General features: G+C 59.7%; 13 protein-coding genes. 9 read left to right on the forward strand and 4 right to left on the reverse strand.

The annotated features are described in order from the left end of the window. Positions 1–5: 5 nt before the first annotated feature. The 3 genes from AGR1_RS12425 to AGR1_RS12435 all read right to left on the reverse strand — a co-directional run bounded on the left by AGR1_RS12425 (position 6) and on the right by AGR1_RS12435 (position 4229). Complete coding sequence (locus tag AGR1_RS12425) at positions 6–1151, reverse strand: ABC transporter permease (RefSeq protein ID WP_149147029.1); 1146 nt, start codon at positions 1149–1151, stop codon at positions 6–8. Further along, positions 1151–2245 (reverse strand): microcin C ABC transporter permease YejB, encoded by a 1095-nt coding sequence (locus AGR1_RS12430; RefSeq protein ID WP_149147030.1) that lies wholly within the window; start codon positions 2243–2245, stop codon positions 1151–1153. Before AGR1_RS12430 ends, AGR1_RS12425 begins: the two co-directional genes overlap by 1 nt. Positions 2246–2384: 139 nt before the next feature. Then, complete coding sequence (locus tag AGR1_RS12435) at positions 2385–4229, reverse strand: extracellular solute-binding protein (RefSeq protein WP_149147031.1); 1845 nt, start codon at positions 4227–4229, stop codon at positions 2385–2387. A gap of 204 nt (positions 4230–4433) precedes the next feature. Between AGR1_RS12435 and mepA the strand changes: the two genes are divergently transcribed. From mepA to dapB, 4 genes are all read left to right on the forward strand, one after another. Next, positions 4434–5483, forward strand: a complete 1050-nt coding sequence (gene mepA, locus AGR1_RS12440; protein ID WP_080791758.1) for a penicillin-insensitive murein endopeptidase — start codon at positions 4434–4436, stop codon at positions 5481–5483. 100 nt (positions 5484–5583) lie between these two features. Next, positions 5584–5967, forward strand: coding sequence for a methylglyoxal synthase (locus AGR1_RS12445; protein ID WP_020812947.1), 384 nt, complete (start codon positions 5584–5586; stop codon positions 5965–5967). Between the two features lie 23 nt (positions 5968–5990). Next, on the forward strand, positions 5991–7013 hold the full coding sequence (locus AGR1_RS12450; RefSeq protein ID WP_149147032.1) for a glucokinase: 1023 nt from the start codon (positions 5991–5993) through the stop codon (positions 7011–7013). Between the two features lie 131 nt (positions 7014–7144). Continuing rightward, positions 7145–7972: a 4-hydroxy-tetrahydrodipicolinate reductase gene (gene dapB / locus AGR1_RS12455; protein WP_149147033.1), complete on the forward strand. Its 828-nt coding sequence runs from the start codon at positions 7145–7147 to the stop codon at positions 7970–7972. A gap of 9 nt (positions 7973–7981) precedes the next feature. Here the strand turns inward: dapB and phnF are convergent, their stop codons facing one another. After that, positions 7982–8719 (reverse strand): phosphonate metabolism transcriptional regulator PhnF, encoded by a 738-nt coding sequence (gene phnF / locus AGR1_RS12460; protein ID WP_080791766.1) that lies wholly within the window; start codon positions 8717–8719, stop codon positions 7982–7984. Between the two features lie 82 nt (positions 8720–8801). Between phnF and phnG the strand changes: the two genes are divergently transcribed. The 5 genes from phnG (at position 8802) to phnK (ending at position 12791) form a co-directional block, all read left to right on the forward strand. Continuing rightward, a complete protein-coding gene (gene phnG, locus AGR1_RS12465; RefSeq protein WP_080791768.1) occupies positions 8802–9263 on the forward strand; it encodes a phosphonate C-P lyase system protein PhnG in 462 nt (153 codons plus the stop codon). After that, positions 9263–9871 carry a phosphonate C-P lyase system protein PhnH gene (gene phnH, locus AGR1_RS12470; protein WP_187772130.1) on the forward strand — a complete coding sequence of 203 codons (609 nt, stop codon included), beginning with the start codon at positions 9263–9265 and terminating at the stop codon, positions 9869–9871. The genes phnG and phnH overlap by 1 nt, the downstream gene beginning before the upstream one ends. 1 nt (position 9872) lies before the next feature. Beyond that, entirely contained in the window at positions 9873–10982 is a 1110-nt protein-coding gene (locus AGR1_RS12475) for a carbon-phosphorus lyase complex subunit PhnI (RefSeq protein WP_080791773.1), read from the forward strand. A 133-nt stretch (positions 10983–11115) separates the two neighbouring features. After that, a complete protein-coding gene (locus tag AGR1_RS12480; protein ID WP_080791776.1) occupies positions 11116–12018 on the forward strand; it encodes an alpha-D-ribose 1-methylphosphonate 5-phosphate C-P-lyase PhnJ in 903 nt (300 codons plus the stop codon). Then, a complete protein-coding gene (gene phnK, locus AGR1_RS12485) occupies positions 12015–12791 on the forward strand; it encodes a phosphonate C-P lyase system protein PhnK (protein WP_080791781.1) in 777 nt (258 codons plus the stop codon). The genes AGR1_RS12480 and phnK overlap by 4 nt, the downstream gene beginning before the upstream one ends. The last annotated feature ends 43 nt before the right edge of the window (positions 12792–12834 follow it).

The following is a 12834-nucleotide window of genomic DNA, read 5'->3' on the forward strand; positions in this document are numbered from 1 at the left end:
GGCGATCACCGGAACGTCTTGCGTGGATCGAAAGCGTCGCGCACCGCTTCACCCACGAAGATCAACAGCGAGAGCATGATGGACATGGTGAAAAACGCAGTGAGGCCGAGCCAGGGGGCCTGAAGGTTGTTCTTGCCTTGCGCGATCATCTCGCCCAGCGACGGCGACCCCGGCGGCATGCCGAAGCCGAGGAAGTCGAGCGAGGTGAGCGTCGTGATCGACCCTGAGAGAATGAATGGCAGGAATGTCAGCGTCGCCACCATGGCGTTGGGCAGAAGATGGCGGAACATGATCGTCCAGTTGCCGACGCCGAGCGCGCGGGCAGCCCGAACATATTCGAAGTTTCTGGCCCGCAGGAATTCCGCACGCACGATGCCGACGAAGCCGACCCATGAGAAGAGCAGCATGATGCCGAGCAGCACGAAGAATCCCGGCGGCAGGATGGCCGCGATGATGAGCAGGATATAAAGCACCGGCATGGACGACCAGATTTCGATGAAACGCTGCAACAAAAGGTCAGTCCAACCGCCGAAATAACCCTGGATCGCACCGGCGGTGACTCCGACAAAGGCCGACGCGATGGTCAGCGTCAGGCCGAAAAGCACGGAAATGCGGAAACCGTAGATCATCCGCGCCGTGACATCGCGCGCCTGATTGTCGGTTCCAAGCCAATTGAGATTACCGAGCGTGCAGCCGGGATCGGCATCGCCCTGTGGGTAAGCCGAGCAGCGATCCTTTTTGTCCATCAGCCAGAAGGGCGCAGTCGGCGCCGAATGGGGAATATTGGAATTGACCGTCTGATAGGAATAGCGGATCGGCGGCCAGATCATCCAGCCATTGGCGTTGATCTCATCCTGAATGAAAGAGGATTTATAGTCGGTCTGGGCCAGGAACCCGCCGAATTTTTCTTCCGGATAATCCACCATGACCGGCACCAGCAACTCGCCCTTGTAGGAAGCGAGAATGGGTTTGTCATTGGCGATGAATTCCGCGATCAGGCTCAGGAAAAACAGGACCAGGAACAGCCAGAAGGACCAGTAACCGCGCCGGTTCGCCTTGAAATTCTGCCAGCGGCGCTTGGTCGTGGGCGAAAACCACGGGCGCTTCGGCTTTGCCGGCATTTCTGTTTCGGCGGTATGGACAAGTGTCATCACACGTCCCTCCGCTCGAAATCGATGCGCGGATCGATCCATGTATAGATCAGGTCGGAAATCAGGCCGACCACGAGACCCATCAGCGAGAAGATGAAGAGCGTGCCGAACACGATCGGGTAATCGCGATTGACGACCGAGAGATAACCGAGGCGTCCGAGACCGTCGAGCGAGAAGATATTCTCGATCAGCAGCGACCCGGTGAAGAAGGCCGAGATGAAGGCGCCTGGAAAACCGGCGATCACGATCAGCATCGCGTTACGGAAGACATGCCCATAAAGAACCCTGCGTTCGGTGAGGCCCTTGGCGCGAGCGGTGATGACATATTGCTTCTTGATCTCGTCGATGAAGGAGTTCTTGGTCAGCAGCGTCGTTGTCGCGAAGGCCGAGAGCGAGAGCGCGATCAGCGGCAATGTCAGGTGCCAGAAATAGTCGATGATCTTCTGCCACCAGTTCAGCTGATCAAAATTATCAGACACCAGACCGCGCAGCGGAAACCAGTCGAAGAAGGATCCACCGGCGAAGAGCACGATAAGCAGGATACCGAACAGGAAGCTCGGCACGGCATAACCGATGATAATGATGCCGGAGGTCCACACGTCGAAGGTCGAGCCGTCGGATACGGCCTTCTTGATGCCCAGCGGAATGGATATCATGTAAGAAATGATCAGGATCCAGAAGCCGAGCGAGGCCGAGACCGGCAGCTTGTCAATGATGAGATCGATCACCGAGGAATTGCGGAAGAAGCTGTCGCCGAAATCGAAGCGGATATAATTCCACATCATTTCGAGAAAGCGGGTGAGCGGCGGCTTGTCGAAACCGAACTGTTTTTCGAGCTTGGCGATCAGTTCCGGATCGAGACCCTGCGCACCACGGTATTTCGAACCGCTGTCATCGAAACCGCCGGACTGGCCCATAGGATCGCCGCCGCCCGATAGCCGGTCGGAGGCGCTGTCGCCCTGCCCCGTCAATTGCGCGACGACCTGCTCCACCGGCCCGCCCGGCGCGAACTGGATGACGAGAAACGAAATGCCCATAATGCCGATGATGGTCGGGATCATCAACGCCAGACGTCTGAGGATATAGGCGCCCATCAGCCTCTGCTCCCGGCCGATACGTCAGCGGTTTTCGTTTCTTTCAAACCCTGTCCCTTCCTGAAAGCGCTGCCTGCGCTTTGAGCGATTCGTCTCGCCCTATGTGAATCAAGCCTTCGCCATGAAAGCAAGGCCGGCGTCAGTTTCCGGCCTGGCTGGACCACCATGCCTCGGGAAAACCGACGCCATATTGGGGCAGGTTTTCCGGACGGATAAGCGTGTTCCAGTAAGCGATGAACATCTCGCCGCGGTAAAATTGCGGGATGACATAGCTGTTCGCCAGCAACACGCGGTCAAGTGCGCGGGCGGCGGCCACCTGCTCATCTCGGTTGGGCGCGAATATGACCTTCCTTACCAAAGCATCGACTGCCGGGTTCTTGATGCCGGCAAGGTTGTTCGAACCCTGCCGGTCGGCTGCCGCCGAACCCCAGAAATCCGCCTGCTCGTTTCCGGGATTGGCGGATGTCGCCCAGAGCTTGACAGTTACGTCGAAATCAAAGCTGCGGGTGCGGTTGGTATATTGCGAGGCGTCGACCGTGCGGATCGTCGCATTGATACCGATTTTCTTCAGATTCTGGACATAGGGAAGAATGGTTCTTTCCATGCCGGAGGAATCGATCAGAAACTCCATATCGAGCGGCTGTCCGGTTTTGGCATTGACCATGCGGTTGCCGCGCAGCTCGTAGCCGGCTTCCTTCATCAGCTTGACCGCCTCGCGCAGATTGTCGCGCTGCTTGGCCGGATCACCCGCGACCGGATTGCGATATTCGGTTGTGAAAACCTCCGGCGGAACCTGATCCTTCAGTTCCTGAAGAATTTCCAGCTCGCGACCGGTCGGCAGGCCGGAAGAGGCCAGTTCACTGCCCATGAAGAAGCTGTTGATGCGCTGGAACTGGCCGTAAGCCAGCGTCCGGTTCAACTCCTCGAAATCGAAAGCATAATTGAGCGCCTTGCGCAGTTTCGGGTTCTGGAACTTCTCCCTGCGCATGTTCGGCACGAAGGCCTGCATGATACCGACGGAGCGATAGATGTTTGGCAGCTCTTCCTTCTTGACGCGGCCTTCCTTGACCGCCGGAAAATCATAACCCGTGACCCAGCGGCTGGAGGAGGCTTCCTGACGGAAATCGACGGTGCCGGACTTGAAGGCCTGAAATTCCACATCCTGATCGGCAAAGAAAGTGTAGGCGATGATTTTGAAATTGTTCATCCCCACATTCACATTGACGTCCTTGCCCCAGTAGTCGTCGCGGCGTTCATAGGTGATTGTCGAGCCGGGAGAGACTGAGGCAATCTTGTAGGGGCCGGAACCCATCACCGGTTCCAGCGTGCCACGCGATATATCGCGCGGCTTGCCATCCGGGCCGGAAGCTTCCCACCAGTGCTTGGGAACGATCAGCAATTGCCCGACGATCTGCGGCAATTCGCGATTGTTCTTTTCGTCGAAAGTGAAGGTGATGTCCCTTTCGCCGCTCACCTCCGCCTTGGTGACGTGGGTGTAATAGGTCGCAAGCTGCGGGCTCAAATCCTTGGCTTTTTCGAAGCTGAAGACGACATCCTCCGGCGTCACCGGCTTGCCATCGGCCCATTTGGCCTCTGCACGCAGCCGGAAGGTGGCTTTCGAAATATCGTCCGGATAGCTTACTCCCTCGGCAAGAAGTCCGTAGGAGGCCGACAACTCCTCTTCGGTTGACTTCATCAATGTATCGAAAACCAGCGAAAGGCCGGTCGCCGCCTCGCCCCTGGCGAGCAGCGGATTGAGGGTATCGAAGGTGCCCGCCGTCGACAGGCGAAGGGTGCCGCCTTTCGGCGCCTTGGTATTCACATAGTCGAAATGATCGAAGCCATCGGGATGTTTCAGTTCCCCGACCGTAGAAATCCCCTTCCGCCATACATCGGCCGATTGTGCGGAGGCCGCCGCCGGTATCAGCAGGGCGGATGCCGCAAGAGCAATGAGGAGACGGGATTTCAGTGGTGCCAATATCATCGGGGAATGTCCCTGTTTTCGCGTTTGTTGAAGAGAGCATAAAACAAAGATTGGCAAAAAACAGATGTACTGGCTCACAAGCTCTTTATCGGCGCCTTTATCCTTCCGCTTTGCAAGATGCGGGGCGAAACATGGTTTCAACAAAATCCCGTTCCAGTTTATCTTGAGGGGAAGAGAATCATCTGATCGGACGGGCGCGACTATATGACGGCGGGATCATCGAGAGTTTTCAAGGCGGCCTTGCTGGCGATTTCGGTCGTCTCTGCGTTGCAGTTGCAGATGGAAACCGCATCGGCCGAAGACAGGCCGGCGAAAGAGGTGTTCGGGCACATGGCCCTGCCTTCCGCCACGGGCTCGCAGCCGATCGGCTCCTATGCCAAGGGCTGCCAGTCCGGCGCCATCGCCATCCCGACGGACGGTCCCGGCTGGCAGGCCATGCGCCTTTCCCGCAACCGGCGCTGGGGCCAGCCGCAGATGATTTCGTTCCTCGAGCAATTTTCGCAGGATGCCCAGAAGATCGGCTGGCCGGGCCTGCTGCTGGGCGATATTTCCCAGCCGCGCGGTGGGCCGATGCTGACCGGTCATGCGTCACACCAGATCGGCCTCGATGTCGACATCTGGTGGCGGCCGATGCCGACCCCGCGGCTGAGCGTGGAGCAGCGCGAAACGGTGCCTTTCATCTCCATGCTGGACAAGAGCAAGTTCCTGACGGTCGATGACCGCAAATGGTCGCCGCTCAACGCCCGGCTGGTGATGATGGCGGCAAGCTATCCGCAGGTGGAGCGCGTCTTCGTCAACCCGGCGATCAAGCAGAAGCTCTGCCAGACATGGACCGGCGACCGCACCTTCATGGGCAAGATCAGGCCGATCTACGGCCATGACGAGCATTTCCACATCCGTCTCGAATGCCCGCCCGGCGCCCCCAATTGCAAACCGCAGGCGGCCGTGGGCAAAGGTGACGGCTGCGACAAGTCGCTCGCCTGGTGGTTCAGCAAGGAACCATGGGCGCCGCCGAAAAAGAACCCGAATGCCAAGCCGGTGAAACCGCGCCCGGTCATGGTTTCCGATCTGCCCTCGGCCTGCGCCGCCGTGGCTGCCGCTCCTTCAGCCAACCCCGAAGGCATTGCGGCTCAGGCCTATTCGCCTGCTCCGGCAACGCGCCAGCAAAGTGTGGAGCAGGTCATTCAGGCAGCCCCCGCCCTACAGCCGCCTTCGGATATTCCGCTTCCAACCCAGCGCCCGACATTGAACTGAAACAGAAATGAGGCATTCAACAGCTTCCCTTTTCAAATGGCGGCAAGCTGTTATAGAAGGCTTCAAATCGATTTAATTCTTGATGGAACGGGCTGGGACCATGGAAGAACAACGCTGTATCGCGCTCATCGCTCACGACGAGAAAAAGGACGATATGGCGGATTTCGCCCGTCATCACCAGAAAGCGCTTGCCGGTTTCAGGATCGTCGCCACCGGCACCACCGGCGGAAGGGTACAGGAAGCGTGTCCGGGTCTTGAAGTCATCCGCCTCAAGAGCGGTCCTCTCGGCGGCGACCAGCAGATCGGCGCGATGATCGCCACAGGCGAGGTGGATATGCTGATCTTCTTCACCGACCCGCTGACGGCCATGCCGCATGATGTGGACGTGAAGGCGCTGACGCGGCTTGCTACGGTTTACGATATTCCCATGGCGCTCAACCGCGCTACCGCAGAAAATCTCATCGACTTCCACGTCGCCAACTGAACCTCCCCAACATGGAACAGGCAATGCCGAAGACGTCCGATACCGAATATCTGTCCTTTCCGATCCTTCTTGGCGACATCGGCGGCACCAATGCCCGCTTTTCCATCCTGATCGATTCCTTTGCCGAACCGGTGCACCTCACCACGGTAAAGACGGCGGAATATCCGACGATCGACGACGCCATCCAGCAGGCGGTTCTGGACAAGACCTCGCTTCAGCCGGTCTCGACCATTCTTGCCATTGCCGGCCCGATCGAAGGTGACGAGATACCTCTCACCAACTGCCATTGGGTCGTCAAGCCGAACGACATGCTGAACAATCTCGGCCTGAAGGATGTCATCGTCATCAACGATTTCGAAGCGCAGGCTCTGGCGATTGCAGCACTTGACGACGACAACCGCGAATCCATCGGCTCCGGCCGCAAGGATGTGCTGGCGTCGCGCGTCGTTCTTGGACCGGGCACGGGGCTTGGCGTCGCCGGGCTGGTTTATGCCCGTCATATGTGGTTCCCGGTGCCCGGCGAAGGCGGCCATATCGACATCGGCCCAAGAAGCGCGCGTGACTATGCGGTTTTCCCGCATATCGAAACCATTGAAGGCCGTGTCGCCGGGGAGCAGATCCTGTGCGGGCGCGGGCTGGTCAATCTTTACCGGGCGGTCTGCACCGCCGATGGCATCGAGCCTGTCTTTGCCGATCCGGCCGACATTACCTCGCAGGGGCTTTCGGGCGAGAACCCGCAGGCGAAAGAGACCCTGTCCCTTTTCAGCACCTATCTCGGCCGTGTAGCGGGTGACCTCGCGCTGATCTTTATGGCCAAGGGCGGTGTCTATCTGGCCGGTGGCATTTCGCAGAAGATCATTCCGGCGCTCAAGAGCCCGGAATTCCGGGCCGCTTTTGAAGACAAGGCGCCGCACAGCGCGCTGATGCGGACCATTCCGACCTTCGTGGTCACCCATCCGCAGGCGGCGCTTTCCGGGCTTGCCACCTATTCGAGAACGCCGTCCGATTTCGGCCTGTCTCTGGACGGGCGGCGCTGGAGGGCTTGATCGTTTCCAACGACCAGCCCTTTGTGATGCCTTGCGAAGCGGACGGGCGGTCTTTAACGTCGCCGTTGCAAACGGCAATCGTCCGATACCGGCGGGTTCCAATCCGCCCGACATGAAAAGTGAGTGAAAGCATGGGTAGCAGCGGCATGAAACTGGTGGTGGTCGGCGCGGCAGGCCGCATGGGACAGGCGCTGATCCGCCTCATTCACCAGACCCCCGGCGTCCAGCTGCATGCCGCCGTCGCGCGCGAAGGCTCCGCCTTTGTCGGCCGCGATGCCGGCGAGATCGCCGGTCTCGGCCCGATCGGCGTCGAGATCACCTGCGATCCGTTGCAGGCATTTCTCCATGCGGAAGGGGTGATCGATTTCACTTCGCCGGCAACCAGCGTCACCTTTGCGGGCCTCGCCGCACAGGCACGCATCGTGCACATCATCGGCACCACGGGCTGCTCGGCGGAAGACGAGGAAAAATTCAAGGCGGCGTCGCGCCATGCGCGCATCGTCAAGTCGGGCAATATGAGCCTCGGCGTCAACCTTCTCAGCGTTTTGACGCAGCAAGCGGCACAGGCGCTGGATGCGCAGAACTGGGATATCGAAATTCTGGAAATGCACCACAAGCACAAGGTGGATGCGCCTTCGGGCACCGCACTTCTGCTTGGCGAAGCGGCGGCGGCCGGCCGCAAGATCGATCTCAACGCCTCTTCCGTGCGCGTACGCGACGGACATACGGGTGCGCGTGAAGCCGGGACCATCGGTTTTGCCACGCTGCGCGGCGGTTCGGTAATCGGCGAACATTCGGTGATTTTTGCAGGCGAAGGCGAGCGCGTCGAGCTCTCCCATTATGCCGGTGACCGCTCCATCTTCGCACGTGGGGCAATTGTCGCAGCGCTCTGGGCCTTCGACAAAAAGCCTGGCTTCTATTCCATGCTGGACGTGCTTGGATTGTCGCAGTCGGAATAATCCCGCAGTCTAATTTTCAACCGTGAATTCGACCGTATCAGCCGAGAAGCGGCTGACGGCATATTGCACGGGCACACCATCCATATCGGCATTCAGCGCCTGTGTGACGAGCAGAATTGCGCCCGGCGACAATTCGAGATCGGCCAGATCCTGCGTATCCGCGTGGCTGGCGGAAATGACGGTGGAGATGCGCACGTAGTCCGCTACACCCAGCGCTTTGAAGGCTGCGGTGATCGAGCCGCTTTTCTGATAGGCCTCGCCTATTCCGGCAAACCGATCCGCCGGAAACCATGTGGTCGAGCGGGACACCGGCCGGTTATCGGCCTTGCGCAGCGTTTCGAGACGTGTGAGCGGCGCACCCACCGGCAATTGCAGCCGTGCTGCGAGATCGGCACTTGCCGGCTCGGTCGTGTGGGAAAGAAGCAGCGCTTCCATTTCCTTGACCTGATCGGCAATGCCCGCCGTGAACCGTGTACGCCGTGAAATCGGAAAACTCAGGCGCTCCTTGCGGGCGATCATCGTGCCGCGCCCCTGCATCGGCTCGAGAATACCTTCGCTGGCCAGCGCCGCAATGGCGCTTCGGACAGTATGACGGTTGACGCCGAATTTTTCGGCCAGCATCATTTCCGGCGGCAACATGCCGGTTTCATCGTGATCGCCAGCCGCAATCTCGCCTCTGATCCGGTCGGCAATCTGCCGCCAGAGCGCCACGCCGTTCTTTCTTTTCATCGCTGCCGCAGGGCTCATGTCACACGCTTGTCATTCATCGTCGTTAATTATAACTTATATTGTATAGTTGTCTACACCAATAGACATTTGAGGTCAAGCGATGAAAAACGAAGGTGCGAATATAGATAGTGAAAGGAAACGGGTGGCAGCGCTTCTTGCCCGCGCCACCGTTCTGGAACTTGAAACGTTCTGGAACCGGCAAGATGCCAGCCCGCAGACGGAAAACGTGCGCGGGCCTGAAACCGGCCTCGTCATGGTCAAGGGCCGTATCGGCGGCGGTGGCGCGCCCTTTAATCTCGGTGAAACCACCGTAACCCGCGCAACCGTCAAGCTTGCCTCGGGAACCGTCGGCCACGCCCATGTTCTCGGCACCGGCCGCAAGAAGGCCTGGTATGCCGCCGTTTTCGATGCACTCTGGCAGGAAAGCCCGACCCGGGACTTCATCGAGAATGAGCTGCTTTCACCGGTCGAAAAAAGACTGCGCGAGGAAAAGGAACGGAAAACAAGGGAAACCGCCGCCACGCGGGTCGATTTCTTCACCATGGTTAGAGGAGAGGATTGATGGGTGTGAAAGCCGAAGCATTGACGGGCGGCTTTTCCAGCGCCGTGTTCGATTCCCAGCGTATTTTCAAGAAGCTGATGGACGGCATGGCCCGTCCCGGCACGCCGCAGACAATCGAAACGGCTGTCGCCCCGCCGCTGCCGCTGGCCGCTGCCACCGGTGCGGTCCTTCTGGCGCTCTGCGATCACGATACGCCGGTCTGGCTGAGCGGCGCATTGCGAAAAACGACCGTCCCCAGCTGGATCGGATTTCATACCGGCGCAGTTGCGACGGACGAAAAGAGCGTGGCGCATTTCGCCGTCATCGAAGCGGGCAGCGCCATAGCCTCCTTCGGCCTCTTCGCGCAGGGAAGTCAGGAATATCCCGACCGCTCCACGACGCTCATCATCGAGTTGCCTGATCTGGATGGAGGGCGGGAACTGCTGCTCTCCGGCCCCGGTATCCGCCACGTCAACGTCATCAGCCCCACCGGCCTGCCGGACATATTCCCGAGGCTGTGGGCGGAGAACAACGCCATCTTCCCGCGCGGCGTCGACGTCATCCTGACATCCGCCGACAGATTTGTCTGCCTGCCGCGCACGACGCGCATTCAACCCGTGGAGGCATAAGATGTATGTTGCTGTCAAAGGCGGGGAAACCGCCATTGCCAACGCCCACCGGCTTCTGGCCGACAAGCGGCGTGGAGACCGCGACATGCCCGCGATGACGGTGTCGCAGATCGTTTCGCAGCTATCGCTCGCCGTCGACCGCGTGATGGCGGAAGCGTCTCTTTACGATCAGTCGCTTGCAGCCCTCGCCGTCAAGCAGGCGCGCGGCGACATGATCGAAGCCATCTTCCTGCTGCGCGCCTACCGCACGACGCTGCCGCGCTTCGGTTATTCGGTTCCGCTGGATACCGCTGCCATGACTGTGCAGCGGCGCGTTTCCGCGACATACAAGGATTTGCCGGGCGGACAATTGCTGGGGGCCACCTTCGATTACACCCACCGACTGCTCGATCCCTCGCTTCTCGAAGACGAGGCTGTCGAAACGGCTACCCAGCGGGAAGGCGAGCCGGAATATGTCATGCGTGTTTCCGATATCCTCGCCCAGGAAGGGCTGATTGAAAGCGACGGCGACATGCCGGATGACCATATTGCCGGCGACCTGACGCGGGAGCCGATGGAGTTTCCGATGCCGCGTGACCTGCGCCTGCAATCGCTGGCACGCGGCGACGAAGGTTTCCTTCTGGCGCTCGCCTATTCGACGCAACGCGGGTATGGCCGCACGCACCCCTTCGTCGGCGAAATCCGTATTGGCGAAGTAGAGGTCGAGCTTGATGTCCCGGAACTCGGCTTTTCCGTCTCGCTTGGCGATATCCAGGTCACCGAATGCCAGATGGTCAACCAGTTCAAGGGCTCGGCCAAGGCGCCGCCGCAATTCACGCGCGGCTACGGTCTGGTGTTCGGCCAGAGCGAGCGCAAGGCAATGGCCATGTCGCTGGTCGACCGGGCGCTGCGCGCCGGCGAATTCGGCGAAGATGTCGTCGCACCGGCACAGGACGAGGAGTTCGTCATTTCACATGCCGACAATGTGCAGGCGACGGGTTTCGTCGAGCATCTGAAATTGCCGCACTACGTGGATTTTCAGGCCGAACTCGGTCTGGTGCGAAAGATGCGCGCAGATTTCGAGGCGATCAATGCCAATGGCGCGGAGTGGGTGGGCGATGCGGCCGAATAGCTCAACGGCTGCGCTGCTCGCCGAACCAAAGGGCGCAAAAGACGGTCGATGCTGCAAACACAGCAAAGAACACGGCTGCAAGAATTCCAATCTCCATGAGCTTGTACTCCTTTTTTCACAAGGCTAACGCGCAATGCTTGAAGAAGTTTCATTTGACGACGGGCTCGCTGCCTACAACTTCGCCTATCTGGACGAACAGACCAAGCGGATGATCCGCCGGGCGATCCTGAAAGCCATCGCCATTCCCGGTTATCAGGTCCCCTTCGCTTCCCGCGAAATGCCCATGCCCTATGGCTGGGGCACCGGCGGTGTGCAGGTGACCGCCTCCATCCTCGGTCCTGATGATGTGCTGAAGGTGATCGACCAGGGCGCGGACGACACGACCAACGCCGTTTCCATTCGCGCCTTCTTCCAGAAGGTCGCGAATGTGGCGGTCACCACCCGCACGAAGGATGCAACGATCATCCAGACGCGGCACCGAATCCCGGAAGAGGAGCTGCATTCGGGCCAGGTGCTCGTTTATCAGGTTCCCATTCCCGAACCCCTGCGCTTTCTCGAACCGCGCGAGACCGAAACCCGTGTCATGCACGCGCTCGAAGAATACGGCCTGATGCACGTCAAGCTTTACGAGGATATTGCCCGCAACGGACGCATCTCCACCACCTATGCCTATCCGGTGAAGGTGGCCGGGCGTTACGTGATGGATCCGTCGCCGACCCCTAAATTCGACAATCCGAAAATGCATCTATCTGACGCCCTGCAGCTGTTCGGCGCAGGGCGCGAAAAGCGCATCTATGCCGTGCCGCCCTATACCGATGTCGTCAGCCTCGATTTCGAGGACCATCCTTTTGAAATCCAGCGCTTCGACAAGCCCTGTGCGCTGTGCGGCGCCGAGAATGTCTATCTGGACGAGGTGGTGCTGGACGACAGGGGCGGACGCATGTTCGTCTGCTCCGATACCGACCATTGCGAGGACCGCCGCGCCCATGGCCACAAGGGCCATCTGCTGGCAGATGTGAAGGAGGCCGCAGAATGAGCGACGCATCGCTTCTGAAAGTCCGGGACGTTTCCAAATATTATGGCGACCGCGCCGGCTGCCGCAACGTGTCCTTCGACCTCTATCCGGGCGAGGTTCTGGCAATCGTCGGTGAATCCGGCTCCGGCAAAACCACGCTTCTCAACTGCATTTCCACCCGTCTCATGCCAACGGCGGGCAGTGTGGAATATCGCATGCGCGACGGCTCGGTGCGTGACCTCTATCATATGGGTGAGGCCGAACGGCGTTTCCTGATGCGCACCGACTGGGGTTTCGTGCACCAGAACCCGGCAGATGGGCTGCGCATGGCGGTTTCCGCCGGCGCCAATGTCGGCGAGCGGCTGATGGCCGTCGGTAACAGGCATTATGGCAATATAAGGCAATCGGCCAGCGAATGGCTGGAGCGGGTGGAAATCGGCACCGACCGTATCGACGACCAGCCGCGCGCCTTTTCCGGCGGCATGCGCCAGCGCCTGCAGATCGCCCGCAACCTCGTCACCTCGCCGCGTCTCGTTTTCATGGATGAGCCGACGGGCGGCCTCGATGTCTCGGTGCAGGCACGCCTGCTCGATCTGGTTCGCGGCCTCGTCAACGATCTCGGTCTTGCGGTCGTCGTCGTCACCCATGATCTCGCGGTGGCGCGACTTCTCTCTCACCGCATGATGGTGATGAAGGGGGGGGACGTCATCGAGCACGGTCTGACCGACCGGGTGCTGGATGATCCGCGCGAGCCCTACACGCAATTGCTTGTTTCCTCCATTTTGCAGGTCTAGCCGCGTCGCTCCGAAAAGTGGTCCCCGGTTTTCGGAGAAAATC

Origin of the sequence: Agrobacterium sp. B1(2019) (genome assembly GCF_008274755.1) — a bacterium.
Lineage (GTDB): Bacteria > Pseudomonadota > Alphaproteobacteria > Rhizobiales > Rhizobiaceae > Agrobacterium > Agrobacterium salinitolerans.